Annotated in this window: 21 protein-coding genes and 2 pseudogenes; 8 read left to right on the plus strand and 15 right to left on the minus strand. The window is 63.6% G+C overall.

Translation table 11 applies throughout. The features are described 5' to 3' along the window. Window positions 1-28: 28 nt before the first annotated feature. Window positions 29-541 (plus strand): hypothetical protein, encoded by a 513-nt coding sequence (locus tag ABIE49_RS00720; protein ID WP_192735989.1) that lies wholly within the window; start codon window positions 29-31, stop codon window positions 539-541. Between the two features lie 9 nt (window positions 542-550). Here ABIE49_RS00720 and ABIE49_RS00725 read toward each other — a convergent pair. Further along, window positions 551-1,064: pseudogene (locus tag ABIE49_RS00725) on the minus strand (DUF1993 domain-containing protein). Window positions 1,065-1,161: 97 nt separating this feature from the next. On the opposite strand from ABIE49_RS00725, the gene ABIE49_RS00730 reads away from it, so the two are divergent. Continuing rightward, window positions 1,162-1,941 carry a transporter substrate-binding domain-containing protein gene (locus ABIE49_RS00730; RefSeq protein WP_192735990.1) on the plus strand — a complete coding sequence of 260 codons (780 nt, stop codon included), beginning with the start codon at window positions 1,162-1,164 and terminating at the stop codon, window positions 1,939-1,941. A 186-nt stretch (window positions 1,942-2,127) separates the two neighbouring features. Further along, complete coding sequence (locus ABIE49_RS00735) at window positions 2,128-2,970, plus strand: DUF2147 domain-containing protein (protein ID WP_192735991.1); 843 nt, start codon at window positions 2,128-2,130, stop codon at window positions 2,968-2,970. A gap of 194 nt (window positions 2,971-3,164) precedes the next feature. Here ABIE49_RS00735 and ABIE49_RS00740 read toward each other — a convergent pair whose 3' ends face one another. Both ABIE49_RS00740 and ABIE49_RS00745 read right to left on the minus strand, forming a co-directional pair. After that, window positions 3,165-3,569: a (R)-mandelonitrile lyase gene (locus ABIE49_RS00740; protein WP_192735992.1), complete on the minus strand. Its 405-nt coding sequence runs from the start codon at window positions 3,567-3,569 to the stop codon at window positions 3,165-3,167. 23 nt (window positions 3,570-3,592) lie between these two features. Beyond that, window positions 3,593-4,291, minus strand: coding sequence for a ribonuclease activity regulator RraA (locus ABIE49_RS00745; RefSeq protein WP_192735993.1), 699 nt, complete (start codon window positions 4,289-4,291; stop codon window positions 3,593-3,595). Window positions 4,292-4,567: 276 nt separating this feature from the next. On the opposite strand from ABIE49_RS00745, the gene pxpB reads away from it, so the two are divergent. The 3 genes from pxpB to ABIE49_RS00760 are packed head-to-tail and all read left to right on the plus strand — an operon-like array spanning window position 4,568 to window position 7,156. After that, window positions 4,568-5,299: a 5-oxoprolinase subunit PxpB gene (gene pxpB / locus ABIE49_RS00750; RefSeq protein ID WP_192735994.1), complete on the plus strand. Its 732-nt coding sequence runs from the start codon at window positions 4,568-4,570 to the stop codon at window positions 5,297-5,299. Beyond that, the gene (locus ABIE49_RS00755; RefSeq protein ID WP_192735995.1) at window positions 5,296-6,351 is read left to right on the plus strand and encodes a 5-oxoprolinase subunit C family protein; all 1,056 of its coding nucleotides are present in this window, start codon (window positions 5,296-5,298) and stop codon (window positions 6,349-6,351) included. Before pxpB ends, ABIE49_RS00755 begins: the two co-directional genes overlap by 4 nt. A 34-nt stretch (window positions 6,352-6,385) precedes the next feature. Beyond that, window positions 6,386-7,156: a LamB/YcsF family protein gene (locus ABIE49_RS00760; RefSeq protein WP_192735996.1), complete on the plus strand. Its 771-nt coding sequence runs from the start codon at window positions 6,386-6,388 to the stop codon at window positions 7,154-7,156. A gap of 4 nt (window positions 7,157-7,160) precedes the next feature. Here the strand turns inward: ABIE49_RS00760 and ggt are convergent, their stop codons facing one another. Genes ggt through ABIE49_RS00775 form a run of 3 tightly spaced genes read right to left on the minus strand, consistent with a single transcriptional unit; the run spans window position 7,161 to window position 11,927 of the window. Further along, complete coding sequence (ggt, locus tag ABIE49_RS00765) at window positions 7,161-8,783, minus strand: gamma-glutamyltransferase (protein WP_192735997.1); 1,623 nt, start codon at window positions 8,781-8,783, stop codon at window positions 7,161-7,163. Between the two features lie 39 nt (window positions 8,784-8,822). Then, on the minus strand, window positions 8,823-9,908 hold the full coding sequence (locus ABIE49_RS00770) for a TRAP transporter substrate-binding protein (RefSeq protein WP_192735998.1): 1,086 nt from the start codon (window positions 9,906-9,908) through the stop codon (window positions 8,823-8,825). A gap of 42 nt (window positions 9,909-9,950) precedes the next feature. Next, the gene (locus ABIE49_RS00775; RefSeq protein WP_192735999.1) at window positions 9,951-11,927 is read right to left on the minus strand and encodes a primary-amine oxidase; all 1,977 of its coding nucleotides are present in this window, start codon (window positions 11,925-11,927) and stop codon (window positions 9,951-9,953) included. A 140-nt stretch (window positions 11,928-12,067) separates the two neighbouring features. On the opposite strand from ABIE49_RS00775, the gene ABIE49_RS00780 reads away from it, so the two are divergent. Beyond that, a complete protein-coding gene (locus ABIE49_RS00780; protein WP_192736000.1) occupies window positions 12,068-13,024 on the plus strand; it encodes a helix-turn-helix domain-containing protein in 957 nt (318 codons plus the stop codon). Here ABIE49_RS00780 and ABIE49_RS00785 read toward each other — a convergent pair. The 6 genes from ABIE49_RS00785 to ABIE49_RS00810 are packed head-to-tail and all read right to left on the minus strand — an operon-like array spanning window position 13,012 to window position 19,031. Beyond that, the gene (locus ABIE49_RS00785) at window positions 13,012-14,463 is read right to left on the minus strand and encodes an aldehyde dehydrogenase (RefSeq protein WP_192736001.1); all 1,452 of its coding nucleotides are present in this window, start codon (window positions 14,461-14,463) and stop codon (window positions 13,012-13,014) included. The genes ABIE49_RS00780 and ABIE49_RS00785 overlap by 13 nt on opposite strands. 39 nt (window positions 14,464-14,502) lie before the next feature. Next, window positions 14,503-15,228, minus strand: coding sequence for an ABC transporter ATP-binding protein (locus tag ABIE49_RS00790; protein ID WP_192736002.1), 726 nt, complete (start codon window positions 15,226-15,228; stop codon window positions 14,503-14,505). Further along, window positions 15,221-15,964: an ABC transporter ATP-binding protein gene (locus tag ABIE49_RS00795; RefSeq protein ID WP_192736003.1), complete on the minus strand. Its 744-nt coding sequence runs from the start codon at window positions 15,962-15,964 to the stop codon at window positions 15,221-15,223. Before ABIE49_RS00795 ends, ABIE49_RS00790 begins: the two co-directional genes overlap by 8 nt. Continuing rightward, window positions 15,961-16,908 carry a branched-chain amino acid ABC transporter permease gene (locus tag ABIE49_RS00800; RefSeq protein WP_502915854.1) on the minus strand — a complete coding sequence of 316 codons (948 nt, stop codon included), beginning with the start codon at window positions 16,906-16,908 and terminating at the stop codon, window positions 15,961-15,963. The genes ABIE49_RS00795 and ABIE49_RS00800 overlap by 4 nt, the downstream gene beginning before the upstream one ends. Continuing rightward, the gene (locus tag ABIE49_RS00805) at window positions 16,905-17,774 is read right to left on the minus strand and encodes a branched-chain amino acid ABC transporter permease (protein WP_249133094.1); all 870 of its coding nucleotides are present in this window, start codon (window positions 17,772-17,774) and stop codon (window positions 16,905-16,907) included. The genes ABIE49_RS00800 and ABIE49_RS00805 overlap by 4 nt, the downstream gene beginning before the upstream one ends. A gap of 30 nt (window positions 17,775-17,804) precedes the next feature. Further along, window positions 17,805-19,031 carry an amino acid ABC transporter substrate-binding protein gene (locus tag ABIE49_RS00810; protein WP_192736004.1) on the minus strand — a complete coding sequence of 409 codons (1,227 nt, stop codon included), beginning with the start codon at window positions 19,029-19,031 and terminating at the stop codon, window positions 17,805-17,807. 168 nt (window positions 19,032-19,199) lie between these two features. Here ABIE49_RS00810 and ABIE49_RS00815 point away from each other — a divergent pair, with 168 nt between their 5' ends. After that, window positions 19,200-20,111 carry a helix-turn-helix domain-containing protein gene (locus tag ABIE49_RS00815; RefSeq protein ID WP_192736005.1) on the plus strand — a complete coding sequence of 304 codons (912 nt, stop codon included), beginning with the start codon at window positions 19,200-19,202 and terminating at the stop codon, window positions 20,109-20,111. Between the two features lie 94 nt (window positions 20,112-20,205). Here the strand turns inward: ABIE49_RS00815 and ABIE49_RS00820 are convergent, their stop codons facing one another. The 3 genes and pseudogenes from ABIE49_RS00820 to ABIE49_RS00830 form a co-directional block, all read right to left on the minus strand. Then, window positions 20,206-20,358 carry a hypothetical protein gene (locus ABIE49_RS00820; RefSeq protein WP_192736006.1) on the minus strand — a complete coding sequence of 51 codons (153 nt, stop codon included), beginning with the start codon at window positions 20,356-20,358 and terminating at the stop codon, window positions 20,206-20,208. A 198-nt stretch (window positions 20,359-20,556) separates the two neighbouring features. Next, window positions 20,557-22,155: a sulfite reductase subunit alpha gene (locus tag ABIE49_RS00825; RefSeq protein ID WP_192736007.1), complete on the minus strand. Its 1,599-nt coding sequence runs from the start codon at window positions 22,153-22,155 to the stop codon at window positions 20,557-20,559. Window positions 22,156-22,165: 10 nt separating this feature from the next. After that, window positions 22,166-23,952: pseudogene (locus tag ABIE49_RS00830) on the minus strand (NirA family protein). Window positions 23,953-24,236: the final 284 nt, after the last annotated feature.

A 24,236-nucleotide genomic window follows, 5' to 3' on the forward strand; every position in this document is an offset into this window, starting at 1 on the left:
AGACGGAGTTCGATCCGGAGGCCGAATCGTGAGCCAAAACGACCCGACCGACAACGCCCTGGCGGCGATCGCCAGCATTCTCGATCAGCCGCCCGTGATCCCCCGCGAGCGGGAACGGCCTGCCGTTGAAGAGGTGCCGGCCACCCCTCCGCCACTCGAAGAATTTCAACCGATCGAGGCACTGCCATCGATGGCGGTTCCTCCGCCGCTTGAGACCGCCGCGCCGATCGAGGCCGCCCCGCCGCCTGAGGTCTTTCTACCGTTCGAGGCCGATGGCTATTCCAAGGTCGGGCCCGGACCGATGGCCGCGATCCGTTTCAAATGGACGGTCCGCGAGGACGATGGCGAGTATTACGTCGATGAGACCATAGGCGAGAATTCAACGCCCATTGTCAGCGGACCGATGAACAAGGATGCCGCGATCCAGCTGGTCGACGACCGCGAAGCCGCGGCACGTCACCGGTTCGAGCAACTGAAAAGCGAAATGACGGGACGCGCCGCCGTCGCCAATCTGGTGCGCAAAGACAACGGCGAGACGTAATCCTGCGCGCTATTTCGGCGGCCCCAGGAAATCCTTCTTGGCGAGATCCACGCCGGCGTGGCGCAGGATGTCGTAAGCCGTGGTGACGTGGAAGAAGAACTGCGGCACGCTGAATGTCAGCAGCAACGACCGCCCCGGTGAATTTACGTGTCGCCCCGTTCTTGAATGTAAACACCACCTCCTTGTCTGCGGCGCCGTCAATCGCCGCGCGTGGCAGGCCCTGCACAAAGGCGATCGCTGCCGCGATACGCGATTGGAGTTCCGCAATATCTGGCTAGGCCTCCGGAAAAACATGCGGCTCGCGCCCGGCGAGCAGCGCGCAGGCAACCACCGCATGACGGTTGGCCTCCCCCACCTGGCGCGTCAGATTGTACATGTTGGGAAAGAGCCGCATATCGAGCAGGATCGCCGGATCGATGTTTTTGGCCTTGGCATAGGTCGAGCCGTGGTCCAGCAGGGCCGACAGATTGCCGAGATACGGCACGAAAACATCGACTGACGTTTCACAAAGAGAGATGGTCACGATTGGATTTCTCCGGCTGGTACGGCGCGCGCATCTGGTCTAAATCCTGCGTCATCACAAACTAGGTGTCATCGAATTCACCGGCGGAGAAGAACTGATGCTTCGAATGCTATTTGGTCTGGGTATGGCTGCCCTGTTGACGATATCAGCCCATGCCCAGCAGCCAGCCCCTTCCCGCCTCGACGACATCATCAAGCGCGGCACGCTGCGGGTCGGCATGACCGGCGACTATTTGCCCTTCACCTATCTCGATAAGACGACGTCGAAATTCCGCGGCTTCGACGTCGACATGGCAGAAGCGCTCGGCAAGGCGCTCGGCGTCAAGATCGAATTCGTCCACACCGCATGGCCGCAACTGATGAAGGACTTCGAGGCCGACAATTTCGACGTCGCGATGAGCGGCGTATCGATCACGCTCGACCGGCAGAAGAAGGGCCTGTTCTCGACGCCGATCATGCGTGAGGGCAAGACGCCGATCGCCCGCTGCGCCGACAAGGGCAAGTACGAAACCATGGCCGACATCGACAAGCCCGGCACGCGCGTGATCGTCAATCCCGGCGGCACCAACGAACGGTTTGCCCGCGCCAACGTCAAGAATGCGGAAGTGAAACTCCACAACGACAACGTCACGATCTTCGACGAGATCGCCAAGGGCAATGCCGACCTGATGATGACGGACTCGTCGGAGACTCTGTATCAGCAGAAGCTGCATCCCGGCGTGCTGTGCGCGGTGCATCCCGAAAAGCCGTTCGACTTCGCCGAGAAGGCCTATTGGCTGCAGCGCGACGTGGCGCTGAAAGCCTTCGTCGATCAGTGGCTGCACATTGCAAGAGAGGACGGCAGTTTCAGGAAAATCTACGCCGCCTGGTTCGATTGATCGGCCGGCAAATAATGCAATTTCGCCGCAAATTGACCGTCTGTCGGGGGCAAATTAGGCTGCGCGAACGACATTGAACCAAAGCCGTTAGTATACGACTCATGATTTGAAAGTGATCTGGATCACGTTTTGCGAGCTGCCATTGCGTAGCTTCGGGGGTTGGGATTCCCTGCTCAGGAGGTCATCATGAAGAAGCTTATGGCGATCGCCGCGCTTTTGCTGGCGAGCAGTGCCGCGCAGGCGCAGTACACCTTCGATTACGGCGGCCGCACCATTAGGATCGATCCCGATCGCGGCACCGTTCAGATCCCGGGCGTCTACGACAACACGCCGAAGGCCAAACGCTCGCGCAACGAGGACGGTGATCGCGACCGTCCGCGCAAGCAGTCGCCGCAACAGGCGAAGACGGACTCCAGGACGCCACCCGACACGGTCGCTCCCGCCGCACCTGCTCCCGCCGCGCCTGTCCCCGCCGAACAAGCCGCTGTGCCGCCGGCCCCTGCACCCATCCCTGCAGCTCCCGCACCGGTCGCGCCCGCTGAACCTTCGGCCGCCAATGTCGCCGTTGCTCCGGCGGCGGATCCGGTGACTGTGCCGGCCGCTCCACTGCCGCCCAGCGCACCCGCCCCGCAGGTCCAGCAAGAGCCGCCTCCCGCGCCGAAGCCTGCGCCTTCCGTCGCCACAGTAACACCGCCGCCCGCACCGCCGCCGGCCGCCCCGCAGGCGGCGACCTCGCCGCTTGGCGTCTGGCTGACGGAAGAGAAGGAAGGCAAGGTCCGCATCGAACAATGCGGCCCCAATCTTTGCGGCTATTCCGTCGACAAGAAGTCGAACCGCAACGGCGAGCAGGTGCTGATCAACATGAAGCCTGGCAAGGACAACAAATGGAGCGGCCGGATTTTCGATCCGAATTCCGGCAGCACCTATGATTCAACGCTCGCGCTGAAAGGTGCCGACAGCCTGCGCGTTCAGGGCTGCGCCTTTGGCGGCATGTTCTGCGGTGGCCAGACCTGGACCCGTGTGAACTGACGCGCGGACGACGCACATTCAACCGGGGCCCCGCCTTCGCCGGCGGGGCTTTTTGCTTGTGGTTTCCCGTGTCGCGTCAGGCCATCGGGTTCACGCTATGGGCGATGAACGGCAGCGCCCGAACAAGAAGTCGCGAAAACAACCCCATGCAAAGTAGAATGGGCCGCGGCTAGCCAACCTGATCTGTTCCCGCTCTACCCGACCTTTGCCGCATACTCGGCGTCCGTGACCTTCTCCATCCAGGTCGCGTAGCTGCCGTCGAGTGCTTCCTGCATGGCGATGTGGGTCATGCCGTTGGTTGGCGAGGCGCCATGCCAGTGCTTCTCGCCAGGCGGGATCCAGACTACGTCCCCGGGCCGGATTTCCCGGACCGGCCCGCCCACGGCCTGCACACGGCCGATCCCCGAAACCACGTACAGGGTCTGCCCGAGCGGATGCGAGTGCCACGCCGTACGCGCGCCGGGCTCGAAAGAGACGCGGGTGGAAACCAGCCGCGCCGGCGCCTCGGTGGCGATGATAGGATCCTGCCAGACCGTACCGGTGAAATAGTCGGGTGGAGCCTTGCGCGTCGGCCGCGAGCCGGAGACGTGGATATCCATGGCGTTACCTCGCTTTGTTGACGTTATTTCTTGCTCGCCGCGTAGCGCGCCTTGGTCTCGGCGTTCATGGGGTAGAGGCCGGGCAGCGCCGCGCCGTTGTTCACTTCGTTGACGATCCAGGCTTCCATCCGCTCCTGCTCGGCACCTTCGGCCAGGATGAGGTCGAGGAACGCTTGCGGGATCAACACCGCGCCGTCCTGGTCGGCGACCACGACGTCGTTCGGAAATACCGCAACCCCGCCACAGCCGATAGGCTCGCCCCAACCGACGAAGGTCAACCCGGCCACCGACGGTGGCGCCGCGTAACCATCGCACCAGACCGGCAGGCCGGTGCCGAGCACACCATCGACGTCACGCACGACGCCGTCGGTGATCAGCGCCGCGACCCCGCGCTTGACCATGCGCGCGCACAGGATGTCGCCGAAGATACCGGCATCCTTGACGCCCATGGCGTCGACCACGGCAATGCAGCCCTGCGGCATCGCTTCGATCGCCGTCCGGGTTGAGATCGGCGAGGACCATGACTCGGGGGTGGCGAGATCTTCGCGCGCGGGCACGAATCGCAGCGTGAAGGCCGGCCCGACCAGCCGCGGCTGTCCCGGACGCAACGGTTTGGTGCCGCGCATCCAGACGTTCCGCAGGCCCTTCTTCAGCAGGACCGTGGTGATGGTGGCAGTGGACACGCGGGACAGGGTCGCGATCGCTTCGGGGGTCAGGGACATCGGTAAGGCAACGCTCCAATGGGAGGGGATCAAAAGGTAGCGCATCTTGCGGGGCGCGGGCATCGCGTCAAGGGTTCGTTCGCAGCGGAGCGATCACAACAGCTTATCGCTGCCATGCAGATTAATTTATTGAACTTGCTCAATGATTTCGCACGAAGCGAATTCCACTGGCGCGCGAAACACGCTACAGCTTGATCTCAGCGCAAGAGTCCCTGAGGCAGTCCCTGAGACAGTCCCCAGCCAGTCCTGAGACAGATCCGAGGCAGTACCGAGGCCATGGCCGCGACGCTACCCCCGCCCCGCCTTTTGCCCAGTGGCGACAGCGCCATCACGGTGGAGTTTTCCCGCAACATCGATGATGCCGCCAACGGGCGGGTGCTGGCGCTCGACCGCGCGATGGCAGCGACGCCAATCGAGGGCGTCACCGAGACCGTTCCGACCTATCGCTCGCTGCTGGTGCATTACGATCCCGTGCGAACTTCGTTTGAAGCACTTGGCGAGCAGATTCTGGCGCTGGCGCAGCTGCCGGTACCGGAGGCGACAAAGACTCGCCGCTGGCGCATCCCCGTTGTCTATGGCGGCGAGCACGGCGTCGACCTCGAGGACGTCGCCAAGACGCTCAAGACCACGCCCGACGACATCGTGGCGCGGCACGTCGCCGGCGACTACCGCGTCGCCATGATCGGCTTTACGCCTGGCTGGTCCTATCTCTCTGGTTTAGCGGCCTCGATGCAGATGCCGCGGCGGCAAAATCCGCGGTTGCTGACCCCGGCCGGCACGGTCTCTATCGGCGGCGTGCAGACCGGCGTGCAATGCCTGGCCGGCCCCAGCGGCTGGCATCTGCTCGGACAGACTGCAGTTCGAACCTACCAGTTGCATCGCGATCCGACTTTCCTGCTGGAGCCCGGCGACGCCATCAATTTTGAACCGGTCGACAGCAAAACCTTTGCCGAGCAGGACCGCGCCGCGGCGGCGGGCGAGATCGTGGCCGAGTTGATGCCCTCATGAGCAAGCTCGTCATCACCTCCATCGGCCCGGCAAGTTCGGTACAGGACGGCGGCCGCCCTGGCTCCCAGCGCTATGGCCTGGTGCCGAGCGGCGCGATGGACCGCTTGGCGCTGGCGGCCGCCAACACGCTGGTCGGCAACGAGCTGTTTGCAGCCGCTGTCGAGATCGGCCCGTTCGGCGCCGCCTTCACGGCGCGCGGCGGCGCCGTTCGCATCGCGCTGTCAGGGGCGTCACGCAACGCCGACATCGCCGGACGCCCGGTTGTGGTCGATACGTCTGCGACGCTGGCCGACGGCGAGACCCTGACACTTGGCTTTGCCCGCAGCGGTTCGTTCAGCTACCTCGCCATCGAGGGCGGCATCATCGGCGAACCTGACTTTGGCAGCCTCTCCGTCAACGCCCGCGCCGGGCTCGGCAGCCCCTATCCCCGCCCGTTGCAGAGCGGCGACGAGTTGCAGACGCAGCCGGCCAGCGGCGCGCCCGAACGCCGGATCGAACTGCCGGCCACGGCCGACGCCCCAATCCGCGTGGTCTGGGGACCGCAGGACGACGAATTCGGCGATGATGCCAAACAGCTGTTTATCGACAGCGAGTGGAAGATATCGGCGACCAGCGACCGCATGGGTTACCGGCTCGAAGGCCCCGTCATCAAGCATCTGCACGGCCACAACATCGTTTCCGACGGCACTGTGAACGGCAGCCTGCAGGTTCCCGGCAACGGCCAGCCGATCGTGCTGATGCCGGATCGCGGCACCAGCGGCGGTTATCCCAAAATCGCGACGGTGATTTCCGCCGACTTTGGGCGGTTTGCGCAGACGCCGGCCGGGCGCGCCTTTCGCTTCAAGCCCGTCAGCATGGCGGAAGCCCAGGCCGCAGCGCGCCAGTTCGCCGATTTGTTGCGCTCCCTGCCTGACCGGCTGCGGTCAATCGAAAGCTTTGATCTCAACATCGACGCGCTGCAAGATGCCAACGTCGCCGGCTATGCCGTCAGCGCCGTCGACGCAACCACCTGGCAGGTCGCATCGCCTGCGGATGTATCGGGACCGGACTAGTTCAAGATCCACTCACCAGAAGCGGACCAGCACCATGACAACCATCGACCTCAACTGCGATCTCGGCGAAGGATTTGGCGCGTGGGAAATGGGCAATGACGCCGCGATGATCGAGCTTGCGACCTCGGTCAACGTCGCCTGCGGTTTCCATGCCGGCGATCCTGATATCATGCGCCGCACGGTCGAGCTGGCGAAGGCGCGCGGCGTAAGCGTCGGCGCTCACCCCGGCTACCGCGACCTGCACGGGTTTGGCCGGCGCCCGATGCCCGGCTTGAAATCATCCGAGATCGAGAACCTGATCGCCTACCAGATCGGCGCGCTGCAGGCGATTGCGACTGCGGCCGGCCACAAGGTCACCCACGTCAAGGCGCATGGCGCGATCTCCAACGTCGCCTGCGAGGACGACATGACCGCACGGGCGATCGCCAACGGCATCAAGGCGGTCGATCCCAATTTGATTTTCGTGGTGCTGGCCAATTCGAAGCTGGTGACCGCGGGCGAAGCGGCCAACCTGCCGATGGTGCACGAAGTGTTCGCCGACCGTGCCTATGAAGACGACGGCCAGCTGGTGTCGCGCAAGAAGCCGGGCGCGGTGCTTCATGATCCCAAGGCGATCGCCGATCGGGTGGTGCGGATGGTGCAGGACGGCGCCGTGGTCTCGGTCACAGGCAAGGTGATCAAGATGCGCACCGATACCGTCTGCATTCATGGCGATACGCCAGGCGCTGTCGAGATCGGGCGCGGCCTGCGTCAGGCGTTGAAGGAAGCCGGGATCGCGGTCGCACCGTTCAAGACGGCGAACTGACGTTTTAGTATCCGATCGCAGCACCGTCGCTGCGCGGATCCGAACCGCCGCTCAAGGTCCCGTCGCGCGATGAGATGGTGATGCCATGGGCGTGGCCGGCCATCTCCTCCCACGGGGCCCAGCGATGGACGGTGTGGCCCCGTTGTTCCAGCACACGGATCGTGTCCGCCGGAAAGCGGTTTTCCATGTGCAGGGTGTCGCGCGCTTCGCCTAGTGCGAAGCGGCCGGACAGGAACCGCGGCAGTTCGATCGCCGCCTGAATATCGAGCCCGTGATCGATCATCGCCGAATAGAGCTGCAGCTGGATCTGCGGCTGGCCATCCGCGCCCATGCAGCCCAGCACGCTGCAGAGCTTGCCGTCGCGCTTGGCCATCGAGGCGATGAGGGTGTGCAGCGGGATTTTTCGAGGCTCAAGCCGATTGGGATGATTGGGATCGAGCGAGAAGTACGCGCCGCGATTCTGCAGCACGACGCCAGTAGCTCCCGCCACCACGCATGACCCGAAGCCGCCATAGAGGCTCTGAATGAGCGAGGCCGCGTTGCCGTCGCGGTCGACCGCGGCGATGTAGACGGTATCGCCGGCCAGGCTGCCGAATGACGGCACCTCATCCCATTTCAGTGCGCGCGCCGGATCGATCAACCGGCCCCGCTTGCGCGCGTAGTCCTCGCTGATCAGCGTTTCGACCGGCACATCGGCAAAGGCTGGATCCGCAAGCACCAGATCGCGGTCATGATAGGCAATCTGCTTGGCCTGCACCATCAGGTGCAATAGGTCGGGTCCAAGCAAGTCCATGCGGTGCGGTTCGAGCGGCTCGAGCAGATTGAGCATCTCGATCACGGTAAAACCCTGCGTCGGCGGCGGCGTGTTGAAGATGGTGACGTCGCGATAACGACCGGTCAGCGGCATACCCCAACTCGCCCGTTGCGCCTCGAAATCTCCGGGCTGAAAGAAACCGCCTTGCGCTTGCGAGAAGCGCACCATTTCAGCGGCGACGGGCCCCTCGTAAAAGCCGGACCATCCATGATCCCCGATCGCTTCAAGCGTCCTCGCCAGATCGGGATTGGTGAGCCTTGTGCCTGGCGCTGGCACCGCACCACCGGGTAAGAAAATCCCGGCGGCTTCGCGTTGCTGAACGAGATCGTCGCGCATCATCTCGATGAAGCTCGCCAGCCGTCCGGTGACCGGAAAGCCGTCGCGCGCATAGCCGGTCGCGGCTTCGAGTACGCGCCGCAGCGGCAGCCGGCCATGGGCCTCATGCGCCGCGGCCCAGCTAGCAACCGCGCCCGGCACCGTCAGCGTCGCCGGGACGATCCCGCGCAGCGGGATTTCTTTCAGCCCTCTCCCCGCCATCGACGCCAGCGATGCGCCCGCTGCCGCCTTGCCGCCGCCGTTGAGGTACTTGATCTCTCCGCTGCGGCCGTCATGCACGAGCCAGAACGCATCGCCGCCCAGCCCCGTCATGTGCGGATAAACGACCGCAAGCACGGCGCTCGCGGCAATCGCGGCATCGATGGCGGATCCACCTGCACGCAGCACATCGACGCCGGCTGAGGAGGCCAGCGAATGCGGTGACGTCACCATGCCGCGAGGCGCGAGCGAAACCGGCCGCCCGGTGCGAATATCCAAATGCGTCTCCGGTTCTGGCAAGCCGCCGGCGATGTCAGCCTAGCCGCGGCTTCGCCGGATCATGTAATTGTCGTAGGTGGCTTCGCAGACCTGATGCCACTGATACTGCTCGTTGCGGAACGCCGTCATGGAGTCGTTCAGGGCTTTGAACTTTGCGTTCTTGGCCGCGACCTCCGCAAACAGCTCATTGGTCTCCTTGAAGCAGGCGTCGAGGATGTCGGTCGAGAACGGCCGGAGCTGCGCGCCGGCCGCGACCAGGCGTTTGATCGCCTGGGCGTTGCGGGTATCGTATTTGGCGGTCAGGTCGGCCGCGACCTGCGCGGCCGCGATCGTCATCATGTCCTGATAGACTTTTGGAAGCTCCGCCCACTTCGCCGTGTTGATGTAGAGAAAGCCGTTGGCGCAGCCTTCCCACCAGCCGGGATAATAGTAGTAGGGCGCGACCTTCAGGAAGCCGAGCTTCTCGTCGTCATAGGGGCCGATCCATTCGGCAGCGTCGATCGTACCTTTTTCGAGTGCGGGATAAATATCCCCGGGTGGAATCTGCTGCGGCACGACGCCGATGCGGGCCAGCACCTGCCCGGCCACGCCGCCGACCCGGAATTTCAGGCCCTTCAGATCATCGAGCGTCTTGATCTCCTTGCGGAACCAGCCGCCCATCTGCGCGGTCGTGTTGCCGAACGGCAGGCCGTAGATGCCGTAAGGCTTGTAGAGGTCGTTCATGAGTTCGAGCCCGCCGCCATAGGCGAGCCAGGCGTTCATCTGCCGCGTGTTGAGCCCGAATGGTACGGCGGTTCCGAACGCGAACGCCAGATCCTTGCCGATGTAGTAGTAGGACGCGCTGTTCCCCATCTCGACGGTGTTGTTGGCGACCGCGTCAAACACCTGGAACGCCGGCACGATTTCGCCCGGGCCATACACGCTGATCTGGAACTTCTGTTCCGACAGATCGGCCATGGCCTTGCTGAACATCTCGCACGCGCCATAGAGCGTATCGAGGGATTTTGGGAACGACGTCGTCAGCCGCCAGCGCACCGTTGGAGCCGACTGTGCGATCGCGGGCGCGCTGACAGCCGTTGCGGCGACGGCAAGACCGGCGCCCTTTAGAAGCTTCCTGCGGTTCATGGCCCATCTCCTGTTTGGATCGGATGCGAAACCAGTCGCGTGTCAGGCGCAGCACGCCCCCTTCTCCCTGACGTCGCGGCTTGCGTCGTTGCGATCAGGCGGCAAATCCATCGCCGGATTCTCGGCGAAGAATCCGTTCGGCTTGAGGGCGAACCCGACATATTCGACCGGCATGACCGGAAAATCCTCGGGCCGGCAGACATGGGTCGCGCCAAAAGTGTGCCAGACCACGATGTCCTCGTTCTCGATTCCGCGGTTCTGCGCCACGTATTTCGGCAGACCGTCGCCGCCGGCATGCTGGTTCGGGAATTCGCCGCTGGCATAGCGTTCGTCAGGCGCATAGCGCGTGACCCAGAGGTGCTTGGTGGCAAAGCCGCCACGCGCGGTCATGTAACAGTTTTCTTGCGCCAGCATGACCGGCGCCGCATGCGCCAGCAGCTTGTACCCGGTCGGCCCGCCGACGCTGTTGGTTTGGTTGGGATTGATGATCTTCCAGTAGCGCCCGGTGCGGCCGTCGGCCTCGCGGGCCGCATCCTGTTCGCACGCCAGCGTTCGCGCCGTGGTGTCGAACACGTTGCCGTATGGATTGTCCTTGCCGAAGGGCCGTGGCTTGAATTCGTGCTCGGTGACGCTGTTGCGCTCGCCATCGACCATCATGTGCAGGCGCGCGTTGAAGAAGTGCTGGTGCGTCGGACCGCCGAGCCCCTCCGCGACCATGCCGCCCCAGGGATAGGATTGGCCGGGCGCTACCGCCGCGGTCTGGATAATGCCGGTCAGCTTGACTTCAAGCTGGATCGTGCCGTCCTGATAGAAATACCAGTAGAAGCCGTAATCATAATTGCCGACAGTCGTGAAGAACGAGATCACGAGACGGCGGGATCGCCGCACCTCAAACGTCTCGTTGCGGAATTCATAGTGCTTCCAGAGGATGCCGTAATCCTCCTCGTGCAGGCAGATCGCGTTCTTCATGACAGACGGCTTGCCGTAATCGTCGGCAACCGGCACATCGAAATAATGGATGTGCCCGAGGCAGTCGCAGCCAAGCTCCAGCGCATTGGCGAGCTTGCCCAGACCGTACTCGCCGGCGTCGAATGCGCACTTCCAGAAATGGTTCGCGGTCGGATCGGCATAAGGCACGATCATGTCGCTGACACTGGCCCGATAGATGATCGGTCGCTCGCGTCCGCTGTCGTTGAAACCGATCTGATGCAGCACGAGGCCTTCGCGTGCCGTCCAGCCGACGCGGAACGACCAGTTCTGCCAGGACACCTTCCAACCCTCGACGGAGAAACCGGGACCGTCTTTCTGCACGATGTCGAGCGGCTTGACGTCCTCGCGCATTTTCGGGATCGATGCGCGATCATAGTTGCGAGACCGCTTCGGGATCGGAACGATTTCCGGCTCGTCCACGAGCTGCACGACCTTGTCCTCGATCAGATCGACCAGCGCGACCACGCCCTCGATCGGATGGGCATAGCCATTGTCCTTGATATCGCGGCGCCAAAAGGAAACCCCACTGACAAGCCTGCGGCCCTTCTCGACGTCCCGGTCGAAGTAACCGGCCGAGAACGGATCGACCTGGACCAGCTCGATGTCTTCGTCCGTCAGCCCCCGACGCTTCATCGCGTGTCGCCATCCGGCATCACGCTTGACGATGTCGCCGACCTTGAACACCTCCTCGATCGTGACCGGGGGCTGGCCATAAGGATGCACCTTGGTCGAATGCTCTCGCCATGCCGTCACCTGCCGTGACCCGAGATCGACGGTCGCGACATCGGTCGCCCCGGTCTTGCAGTCGAAAAGCGTGACCGCCGCCTGGCGCGGCAGCTTGGTACCGGGCTTCCATCCGAGGATGTCGGCCTTGGCCGGTTCCTCAAGCTGGACGTGGGAAAAACGGGTATCCGGACCAAGTTGCTTGGCGGCCCGCAGGAGATCGGAGGCCAGCACCACCTCAGCCTCGCTGAGTGGATCGAGGGGATGCTTGACGGCCATACCGGCCGGTTCTCTCGTCAGGTCCATATTCACACCTTGCAACATTGGACCGCACGTTAGGGTAACCAGGGTGCACCGTCTTGAATGAACCTGCCAGCTTTTCGACCTTGCCAGCCGGACCGAATTCGGGCGACGGTGAGCCATCACCTTGTGGAACCGCATCCGCGATGCCGATCAGCGTCTCGACAGACCAAATCCACCCCGCCGAACGCCAGGCGTTCTGGACCGAGTCGATCTGTCGATCATTCGCCCATATCGAGACCAGGCCGATCGGTCCGACGCGGGTCAGCGGTCACTTCGAGTTCGTGGAACTCGGCAGCGTCAAACTCGTGCGTTTCGACAGCAGCCCGCAATGTTACAGCCGCGACGCAAAGCTCGTGAGCAAGGCGGGCTCGGACGAATTCATGTTCGATTTCCAGCGTCGCGGGCGAAGCTCGATGGCGCAGGCCGGCAACGAAGGCACGATCGAGCCGGGATATGGCGTACTCTATGACGCGCGGCGGCCGTTCGAGGATCGACTAGATGGACCCGAACAGCGTTCCGAAGTGCTGATCGCAACAGTTCCTGCCGCGACGCTGCTCCAGATGTTTCCGCAAGCCGAGCGACTATGCGCAAGACCCGTCCCTCTGTCCGGCGCCATCGCGCGCTCGATCGCGGCTTTCATTCGCGCGGCCATCCATCTGTCGGATGCGCGGCCAGGCCAGGCCGAAACGGATATCGCCGCTTATCTGTCGACCCTGCTTCGTCTTGCAACCGGTGACGACCACGGGCTTACCCGCACCGAGCTGTTCGGCCTGATCGACACCTATCTGAGGGCGAACATTGAGGCGATCCGGCCGGCTCCGGCGATTGCAACTGCGTTCGGCGTTTCGGAGCGAACCTTGCATCGCATCTTCGCCGACCACCAGACGACGTTTGAACGCCACGTACTCGGACTGCGCGTCGACCACTTTCGAAACCTGCTGCAGCAACCTGCCCTGTCGCAAACTTCAATTGCGGCGCTGGCCATGCAATGCGGTTTCGCCGACGGCGCGCACGCGACCCGGACCTTCAAGAGTTTCTTTGGCGTCACGCCGCGGGATTTCCGCGGCGTGACCTCTCCTCGTCTGACTCAGATCGGATAATGCTGCGGACCGGTCTCGATGGTGATCCAGCGCAGTTCGGTGAATTCGGCGATGCCTGCCTTGCCGCCGAAACGGCCATAACCGGAGGCCTTGGTGCCTCCGAACGGCATTTGCGCTTCATCGTGCACCGTCGGGCCGTTGACATGGCAAATGCCCGACTCGATCCTTTTGGCGACCTCCATGGCGCGGGCGATATCGCGGCCGAACACCGCAGCTGACAATCCATACTCGGTGTCGTTCGCGACCCGCACGGCCTCATCGACGCTGTTCACGCGCACGATGCTGACCACCGGACCAAACGATTCTTCGCCATAGATCCGCATAACCGAGGTGACGTGATCGAGCACGGTGGCCGACATCAATGTCCCCTCCGACCGGCCGCCGGCGACGACGCGCGCGCCCTTAGCTACCGCGTCCTTGATCAGACCCTGGATGCGATCGACGGCGTCAGCGCCGATCAGCGATCCCAGCGGCGTGCCGCCCTTGCGCGGATCGCCCGCCACCAACGAGTCGGCCTTGGTCGCCAGCTTCGCGACAAAAGCGTCGGCGACCTTGTTGTCGAGCACGATCCGCTCCGTGGACATACAGATCTGTCCCTGGTTCATGAACGCGCCGAACGCGGCAGCGGCGACCGCGGCATCGATGTCAGCGTCATCGAGCACGATCAGCGGCGCCTTGCCGCCGAGCTCGAGCAGTGCCGGCTTGAGATACCTTGCTGCCGTCTGGGCGATGATGCGGCCGACACGGGTCGAGCCGGTGAAGTTGATACGGCGCACGGCCGGATGCGCAATCAGGGCCTCGATCAGATCAGGTGCATCTTCCGGTGCGTTGGTGATGACGTTGACCACGCCGGGCGGCAATCCCGCATCGCGCAGGCATTCCGCGATCAAGCGGTGGGTGCCCGGACAGATCTCCGAGGCCTTCAGAATAACCGTATTTCCGCACGCGAGCGGCAACGCCACCGCGCGTACGCCGAGGATCACGGGGGCGTTCCAGGGCGCGATGCTGAGCACGACGCCGGCCGGCTGCCGGACCGCCATCGCGATACAGCCCGGCTTGTCCGACGGGATGACCTCGCCCGAAATCTGCGTCGTCATGGCGGCGGCTTCGCGCAGCATCCCCGCTGCAAGCATCACATTGAACCCGGCCCAGCCGGCGGTCGCGCCGGTTTCAGTCGCCATCAGTTCAATGAATTGCGCCGTCTTGGCTTCGAGCGCGTCGGCCGCCTTGAGCAAAATCTTTCGGCGCAGACCCGGCCCGGTCGCCGACCACGCCGGAAACGCCGCCGCAGCTGCATCGGCCGCGCGTTTAGCATCGGATATCTGCGCGGCGGAAGCGCGAGTAGCGACTTCACCCGTGATGGGGTTGAGGCGATCGAACGTGACGCCGTCGACCGCCTGGACGTCCTGGTTTTCGAGCAGCAGACTGATCTGGTTCATGGCGTGATCCTCCGTGTTTTCAGGTTGTTTTCGTGAATCTCAAACCGCGCTTGCGACAATTCCGCCGAGATAGGCGCGCTGTACGGCATCGTTGGACATCAGCTCGGTCCCCGTACCGCTGCCGGTGATCTTGCCGTTCTCGATGAGGTAGCCGCGATCGGCGATGGCGAGGCTTTCGCGCGCGTTCTGTTCGACCAGCAGCAGGCCGACGCCGCTCTCGCGCACCTTGCGAAGGCTTGCGAACAATTCACGCACCAGGAGCGGCGACAGGCCGAGCGAGGGCTCGTCCAGCAGGAGCACGTCGGGATTGGACATCAGCGCGCGACCGATTGCGACCATCTGCTGCTCGCCGCCGCTCATGGTCCGCACCGTCTGTCCGAGCCGTTCACCGAGGCGCGGAAACAGCGACAGCACCCGCTCCCGCCGCGCCGCCTCCCCGTCACGCGCGCGCTTCGGATTGGCGCCCAGCAACAGGTTTTCCGCGACCGTCAAATCGGCAAAGATGCCGCGGCCTTCCGGCACCAGCGCCAGACCGGCTTCGACGATCTCGTGCGCCGCAAGACCTGCGATATCGCGTCCCGAAAGCGTGACGCGCTTGCCGGGAAGGCAGGCCACGATGCCGGCGATGGCTTTCAGCAGTGAGGTCTTTCCCGCGCCATTGGCGCCGAGGATGACGACGATTTCGCCACGCCCCACGCTCAAGCTTGCGTCCGTCAATGCGCGATGCTGGCCGTAGGCGACGCTGATGTTTGCGACCTCAAGCATCGGCCGGTGCTCCCAGATAGGCTTCGATCACGGCGGGATCCGATAACACCTTGTCCGGCGTCCCCTCGGCAATCTTCCGGCCGCTGTTCATGACCACGCAGCGATCGCAAAGCGAACGGATCGCGTCCATGACGTGCTCGACCAGCAAGATCGACAAACCCTCCTCCTTCAACGAGCGGATCAGCGCGATGCCGATCAAAAGCTCGGAGGGATTGAGCCCGGCCAGCCATTCGTCGAGCAGAAGAAGCCGCGGCTTCAGCGCCAGCGCGCGCGCCAACTCGAGGCGCTTGCGGTCGATGTAAGTCAGCTCGGTTGCCAGGCGCTGATCGGCATCTTTCAACCCGACCCGCTCCAGCAATCGGATGGCAGCGGCATCCATTTCGCTGCGCGCCAAGCGTGCCGGATGAAAGGCGAGGCCCGCCCGGACATTCTCGGCGCAGTTCATGCCGTCGAGCACGCGCACCAATTGGAAGGTTCGCCCGAGGCCAAGACGCGCGATGCGGTGCGTCGCCATCCCCGCAATGTCGTGCCCGGCGAAGTGGATCGCGCCGGAATCCGGACGCAGCACGCCCGAGACGAGATTGAGCGCGGTGGTCTTGCCTGATCCGTTCGGACCGAGCAGTCCGACGATCTCGCCGGACCCGACCGTCATATCCAGCGCATTGACAGCAACAAGGCCGCCGAACGCCCGGACCAGACCCTTGATCTCAAGAACGGTTGAGCCTGTGGCCGTCATGCCTTGGCCTCCTGCCCGGCGCGCTGCGGCCGCCATTGCCGCCGGAAATTGTCCCAGAGGCCGACGACGCCGGCGGGCAGCGCGTACACGATCAGCAGAAAGATGACGCCCATGATCAGCGTCGAGGCGGTCGGAAACCGTGCCGCCAGGAACTCGAACAGCAATGTCAGCGGAATGGCGCCGAGCGCCGGCCCCCAGAGCCGGTGCGCGCCGCCCAGAAGAGCCATGATCACGACTTCAAAGGAAATCGTGGCGTTGAAGGCGATCGACGGCTCGATATAGGTCCAGCGCGGCGCCATGATCGCGCCAACCAGCGTCATGAACACGGCGCTGATCGTGAACAGCGTCACCTTGGCGACGGTGACATTGATCCCGCAATGCTTGGCGACCGTTTCGTCCTCGCCGATGATGCGCAGCGCAAAGCCGAGCCGCGAGCGCGCGATCAGCCAGCCGATCACGAACACGGCGACCGCAAGCACGAGAAGCTGCCAGTAAATGTCCTTCTGTGTGATATCGACGAACACGTAGCGGCCGAGCACGCGGGACTTGTTGACTTCGAACCAGATCACGAGCTGGCGAATGAGTTCGGCGAGGCCGAACGTGAAGATCACGAAATGCAGGCCGCTGAGCCGCAGCGTGGAAAGGCCGACGACAACGGCCATCACCGCGCCGATCGCGGTCGCAATCAGCAGCACCACTGGCCAGGGCAGCAGTTCGCCGAGCACCGCCACCGTATAGGCGCCGACCCCGAAAAACGCCGTCGTCGCCAGCGAGACATAACGCGTCGGTCCGGAGAACAGGCCCCATGCGGTCGCCAGCACCGTGAATTGCAGGAGGCCGATCGCGAGCGCGAGGTAATAGGCGTCGACGTAGACAGGCAGCAGCGCCAGCACGGCGAGGCCAACGCAGGCCGCGAGCGCGGCGGCAAGGCGCATGGCGCTCATCGCTGCGCCCTCCCAAACAGGCCCGCCGGCTTGACCAGCAGAACGCCGAGGAACAGCGCGAAATTCACCGCCAGTGTCAGGCCCGGATCGACGAAGGTCGCGACCAAGGATTCGCTTAAGCCCAGCGCCAGCCCGGCGACGAGACAGCCAAGCAGATTGCCGACGCCGCCCATCACGACCACGATCAGCGCCTTCATGGTGAAGATCACCCCCGATGAGGCGCTGAAGGTCAGAAACATGCTGATCAGAACACCAGCCGCCGCCACCAGCGCGCCGCCGAGCGCGAAAGCAAAGGCGGATGTCCTGACCACGTCGATCGCCACCAGCTGTGCGGCCATGGGGTCGACCGCAACCGCGCGGATCGATGTGCCGAGCCGGGTGCGCGTCAGCGCCAGATACAGCGCCAGCCCGACGGCGACCGCGAGGCCGAACGCGATCAGCCTATTCAAGGCGAGGATTTCACCGAACAGGCTGACCGGGATCGCCAGGAAGGAGTAGCTGAAGTAAGCGCCCCCGAACATCGACAGCATGATGCCCTGGACGATGAACATCATGCCGAACGTCGCCAGGATGCTGTCGACTTCGAGCGCGCCCCGCGTCCGCGCCCGGCGCACCAGCGGCGTGAGCAGGACGCGGTACAGCAACAGGCTCACGCCGAAACCGGCGGGAATGACGAGCGCCAGCCCAAGCAACGGGTTCAATGCCCATCCCGTGAACAGCCAGTAGGACGCAAAGGCCGCCGCGACGAGAAACTCGCCGTAGGACAGGTTCATGATCCGCGCCACGCCATATTGGAGCGTCAGCCCCATGGCGATCAGCGCGTACATGCCCCCGAGCATCAGGCCGGTGAAGATGGCGTTCGTCATTTACTCAGTGCCGTCTGGACCAATCGCCGATCACGGCGCCTTCCATGCCGGCTTCGGGACAATAGGCGTACGCGCGCCTTCGTTGGTGGCCGGGCCGACGCCGTAGAATTCGCCGTCCTGCCACTGCCCGACCCACCAATATTTGGTCGGCAGGTTGTTCTCGAACTTGACCTTGCCGATGATGGTATCGAAGGTCCCGGTCTGCAGATCCTTGATGACGGCCTCACGGTCGATCTTGCCGACGCGTTCGATCGCCTGCTGCAGCATCTGCAGGCTGGCGTAGGTCACCGCACTGGCCCAGCGATCCGGCTCGGCGCCGTTCGCCGCTGCCGCCTTGTGGCGTGCCAGGTAATCCTTGATCGGGGCGCTGTCGCCGCTCCAGCCGCCGATCCCCATCACGCCCTGCGCATTGGCGCCGAACTTCTGCTTGAACAGCGGAAAGGCCGTGCCGACGCCGGTGTAAAAGATTTTTGGATTGAAGCTTGCGATCCGCGCCTGTTCGGTGATCCCAAGCGTATCCGGCGGGTAGCTGAACGCGATGAAGACATCCGGATTGAGCGCCTTGACCTCGTTGACGATCGGGCTGAGGTCCTGGGTGCCGACCGGATAGGTCTTGTCATAGGCCAGCTTGAAATTGGCTTTTGCCAGTGCAGGACGCGCGGCGCCCGACAGGTCGATGCCAAAACCGTCGGCGACGCTGACCATGGCGACGGTGTCGCCGATCTTGCCTTCAGTGCGCAGCTTGACCAAGAGATCCACCAGCGTGTTGGCGGCGCCGGCGCTGGTGCCGAGCAGCCAGAAGCTGTTGGGCCAGCGTTTGGCCAGTTCGGGCGCGCGATCGGTCACCGCGGTCGATGCGAGATGCGGATAGCCGGCCTTGTTCAGGATCGGCCCGACCGCCAGATTGAGGCCGGTGCCCCAGGGCGGCAGGATGAAGTCGACCTTGTCCTGGGTGATCAGCCGCTCGAGCGACCTCGCCGCTTCTTCGGCGCTGGAGCGATCGTCATATTGCACAACCTCGATCGGCACCCGCTTGTCACCGAGCTTCAGGCCGCCCGCGGCGTTCACTTCCTTCACCCACATTTCGTAGTTCGGCAGCGTCGTCACCGCGGCACCGCCAGCATTGGGACCGGTGCGCGAAAGCGCGTAACCGATCTTGACCGAGCTTTGTGCCAGCGCCGGCCCATCGGCTGCGAAAAGGGCCGCCCCGGTGACGGCGAGTAATCCCGCTGCGAAGCGGGTGACTGATGACCCCATGTTCTCCTCCCAGAGACTTTTGCGTCCATCGCCTTGGAGCGGCGTTCGACCGGATGCAGCCTATGGGAGCGCTCGGGGCATAGAATTGGACGTATCCGGGGATTGATTGTATCCTTCCGTCAAAGAGCGCTTGGGACAAGCGGTAGATTGTCACGGTTGGGGGATGCCATGCAGTTGGGTTCGGTGCTGGAAGCCTTTGCGGAGAAGCCGATTCCGGCCCTCCATGCGGAGCGGTTTTCCGCCAGCCTGGCGCCGGCCCAATGGGTCATTCGTCAGCGCGGACTTCGCCGTTCCCACCTCATGGTGATCGAGGCGCGGCGCGGCGCCGTTGCACTGCGCGGCACCCATGTAGCGTTTGAAGCCCCGGCGCTGCTGTGGCTGCCGGCCGATCTCGAGGGCGACCTGCAGGTCGAAGCCGGCGCGCAAGGTTATCTGATCGCGATCTCCGAAGACTTTCTCACCAAAACCGTTGCTGGCAGCGCCGAGGCACTTCACCTCCGCCGCACCATCGACCGGCTTGTGCTCTTGAAGGCGGGACAGGTCGGCGAAGCTTTCAACGCCGTGATCCATGGCTGCGACGCGCTGGTACGCGAACTGCATTCTCCCGGACGTGGCACCGCGACGATGGCGTCATCGCATGTGCTGCTGCTTTGCCTGCATCTGTGGCGTTCCGTCATTTCAGGCGAACCGCCCGACGAAGCCGCGCACCGGGGTGACGGCACCCGCCTGGTCGGAAATTTTCTCCAGATGGTCGAATTGCATTATCGGGATGGCTGGCAGGTCGCGCGTTATGCGGCCGCGCTGGGCGTTACCGAGGACAAGCTTCACGCCCACTGCAAACGCGAGAAAGGCGTCAGCCCTCGCGCCGTCGTGCATCTGCGACTGATCGAGGAGGCCTGCACGCGCCTGCAGCAACTCGATCTTCCAGTCGAGCAGATCGGTTACGGTCTTGGATTTCGTGATCCCGGATATTTCAGCCGCTTCTTTCGCAAGCACCAAGGCGTTTCGCCGGGCGTCTACCGGCGTCGTTCTCGACTGGAGCAGATGCGGCGCGGCGCGTCCTACGCGGCCTGGCCGTAACGTAGCGTTTTCGAGCGAAGCATGTCCTCGGACTTGATCCGGGGATGGATTCCGGTTCGCGTTAAGAAAATCCGTCAAAAAAGAACGCTTCAAATCAGAACGGGTGAACCGAGAGCGAGCTGAACACGATGGCGGCGATGAGCGCGAACGAGCCGTAGAGCGCGGCGGTATGGAATCCGGTTCCGGTCCGGCGGGACAGGGAACGTGCATAGAGGTGCAGGCGGGCTTCCGCCGATAGTTCGCGCATTGTCGATCTCCAACGCAGCATGGGATGCATATGGAATATCGTTCGCGGCAACTTGCAAGCGGGCCCGAAAAATAGTGATACGGCCCCTCCGCCGGACTCACTTTCCAGTGAAAAATTCTCTTGGCCCAATTCGGACGAGAATTTTATTCGGGTCGATTTGAGCGATTTGGAACCCGCGGCGCTACGATTGTACCCCCGTCAATAAACGTCCTGCTGGAACCTGCCCTTCTTCTTGAGTTCCGCAACGAACAAGACGGCTTCGTCGGTGGACCTTGCGCCGAACTGGGCGACGATATCGACCAGCGCGCGCTCGACGTCCTTGGCCATCCGCTTGGCGTCGCCGCAGATGTAAACGTTGGCGCCCTCGGCCAGCCACGTCCACACTTCGCGGCCGACTTCGCGCATGCGGTCCTGCACGTAGAACTTCTTGTCGCCGTCGCGTGACCACGCCAGTGACAGCCGCGTCAGCAGCCCTGACGTTTTCATCGCGCTGAGTTCATCCTGGTAGAAGAAATCGCAGTCGCTGCGCTGATGCCCGAAGAACAGCCAGTTCTTGCCGGTCGCGCCGGTCGCGCGGCGATCATGCAGGAAGGCGCGGAACGGCGCGATGCCGGTGCCCGGCCCGATCATGATGATCGGAATCTTCGGATCCTCCGGCAGCGCAAAGCCGTGGGCCTTCTGCACATAGACCTTGACCTCGTCGCCGGGCCGGATGCGTTCGGCGAGGAAGGTCGAGGCAAGGCCGAGCCGCTTGCGCTTGTTGATGACGTAGCGAACGCAGTCGACCGTCAGCGAGAGTTTTCCAGGCGTCGCATTGTGCGACGAAGAGATCGAATAGAGTCGCGGCTGCAACGCTTCCAGCGCTTCGACGAAGGCTTCGGGATGCGGCCGCACATTGGGAAACTTCTGCAGTACCGCCATCACGTCGAGCGTCGCGGCATCGCCATCGGGATCTTCACCTTGCGCCAGCGCCCTCGCCTTCTCGCGCTGCACGCCGCCGGTGAGGTAGGAGATCAGTTCGAACAGCGAATCCGGCGCCGGTGCCAGCGAGACATCGTCGAGCAACACCTCACGCAAGGTCTTGCCGCGGACTTCGGTGGTGTGCGAGGCGCCGAGCAAGGCAATGATCTGATCGACATTGCCGAGATCGTTGCGGGCGAAGAGGCCGAAGGAATCGCCGACCACGTAATCGAGACCGCAGCCCGACAGGTCGAAGTCGATGTGCCAGGTTTCCTTTTCCGATTGGCCCTTGTTGAGCAGATAGCGCCCGAGGAATTTTGCCGGCGCGGGATTGTCACGCGAACGGCCCGGCTCTGCGACGACCGGGGGCGCGGCAGCGGCAGGTGCCGTGGCAGCCGCCGATGATGGCGCCGCCGGTGCCTTGTCCAGTTCCTCATACAGCGATTTCAGCATCCGGGCGGTTTCCTTGCCGCCGGGGACGCAGAGATTGAGCCGCGCCTCGGTCCTGCCGGCGATCGCGTCCGAATAGTCGTTGCAATTGTAGCCACACTGGCCGCAGTCCTGCTGCGCCATCGCCGCCATCATTTTCCGCCGCAGCGGGCGCCCCTCCGCGAGCTTCATGCGGTCGGCAATCGGCATGGTCTGGTCGTGCCACGGCGCGCCGTCATCGACGTCGCCGCCTTCCATGACGGCAGCGCCCTGCTCGGCCGACAACGGCGTCGGCGCGTCGGACAAGAGACCGGCAAAGAACCCGTTCAGCCACGAGCGCTGCGCTTCGGAGAACGGCGCGCTGGAGGGAATGATCTCGATCTTGGGTGGCGGCGTGATCTGGTTCATGAGGGCACTTTCACGAAGACATTTGGGCGTCGGCCAGCTTGCGCAACGTCTCACCGTCATGGCGGCGCGCAAAGGTCAGGAAGGTTTCTTCAGGCGAAGCGCGATGTGCGAGGTAGGCCTTCAACAGCCGCTCGACATAGATTGGCACGTCCTCCGCCGTGACGTCGTGAAACACCTCCTGCCCGACATCGGCGTCCGGACCGAAGCCGCCGCCCGTGAAGACATGAAAGCCATCGACCGTGTCGTCGGTATCGCCGACCGGGATGCGCGCACCGATCATGCCGATATCGCTGATGTAATGCTGCGCGCAGGAATGGTGGCAGCCGGTGAGATGGATGTTGATCGGCGTCTCGATCGGCACCCTCGGATCGCACCAATCCGCGATCCTGGCGGCCGTGCGCTTGGTGTCGGCAAGGCCGAATTTGCAGCCCGCGCGGCCGGTGCAGGCAATCAGGCCGGCGCGAATTTCAGAGGTCGCGATCGCAAGCCCGATCGCCTCGATAGCGGCCTTAGCCAGCGCAACCTTGTCGTCGGGCACACCCGGAATCAGCAGGTTTTGCCAGACCGTCAGACGGATATCGCCGTCGCCGAGATCCTGCGCGATCCTGGCGAGGCCGCGCATCTGCTCGCAGGTCACTTTGCCGAGCGGCAGTGCGACGCCGATCCAGTTCAAGCCATCCTGCTTCTGCTTGTGCACGCCGATATGCGCCGTGCGGTCGAACTTGGGCCGTGGCGCCAGCGCCTCCGCCGGCACGCGCGTAAAAGCGTCGCCGAGTTTCTCCTCGACCAGCACAAGGAATTTCTCCATCCCCATGCCGTCGATGACATATTTCAAACGCGCCTTGAGCCGGTTGGTGCGGTCCCCGAGATCGATGAAAACACGGACAATGGCATCCGACACCCTGGTTGCGTCGGCAGGCTTCACGACGATACCTGTATCGGCGGCAAAATCCCGGTGGCCGGTGATGCCGCCGATGCCGAGCTTGAACCAGACGCCGGGCTCGACGCCAAAACCGTCTTTCACCTCGACCGCGGAAAACGCGATATCATTGGTGTCTTCCAGCACTGCGATCTTGCCGGCGCCGTCGAAGGCGACATTGAATTTGCGCGGCAGTCCCGTCAGCGAGCGGTCGTTGAGGACGTGATAGTGCCACTCGCGGGCGTATTCGCGGGTGTCGAGAATTTCCTGCGGATCGATCCCCGCCGTCGGCGTCCCCGTGACGTTGCGGATGTTGTCGGCGCCGGAGCCACGCGAACACAGGCCGAGGTCCTGAATGCCTTCGATGAGCGCCACGGCGTTCTTCGGCGGGATTTCGCGCACCTGCAAATTCGCCCGCGTGGTGACGTGGCAAAACGGTCCGCACAGGGGTTCGATCAGATCGGCAAGCCCCGCAAACTGCCAATGCTTCATGATGCCGTTCGGGATCCGCAGCCGGCACATATAGGAATCCTGCGCCGGTCCTACATAGAACAGGCCGTAATAGCGCCAGCGGAAATTGTCCGCAGGCGACGGCCGCGCATCGACCAGCGCCTGTTGCTTCAGCCGCGGATAAGCATCGAACGGATGCTCCTCGCGCTTCCACTTTTCCTGCTCGACGAGCTTCTTGCCGGCGGCGGTAACCCTGTCCTGCGCCTTGATGTGCGCGGCCTCAGGTCCGCTCGGCTCGGCATTCGCCTTGCCCGTACCGCCGCCGAGGCCGCGCCCGACCCTGCTGATCTGCAGGCCGGTGTGGTGAAGCCTTCGAGGTAGCGCTTCTGCTCGTCGGTAAAGTCGACTGTGAGCGTTTCCATTTTCATCTGACGTGACGAAGCTCCTGCGGCCACGATCGGTGGCGTCAACGAATGGGGTTTGACCGTTTGGAACTCGGCGCAGCCGCCGTGCCGGGCTTTTGCTCCTGTTCGGTCCGACCAGCTTCGTTGCTGCGGAAATCCATCTTGGACTTGAGCCGACCGACATCCGCGTCGGTTTGGCTGCACTGCAACATACAAGTTGCGTGCCAAATCGATTTCGTAAAAATCACATGAAATATCAAATCGTTGGGAATTGATCGGTGAAACTCTGAAGCTTGCTTCACCGCGAC

The sequence above is a fragment of the Bradyrhizobium sp. OAE829 genome, assembly GCF_040546575.1.
Taxonomy (GTDB): domain Bacteria; phylum Pseudomonadota; class Alphaproteobacteria; order Rhizobiales; family Xanthobacteraceae; genus Bradyrhizobium.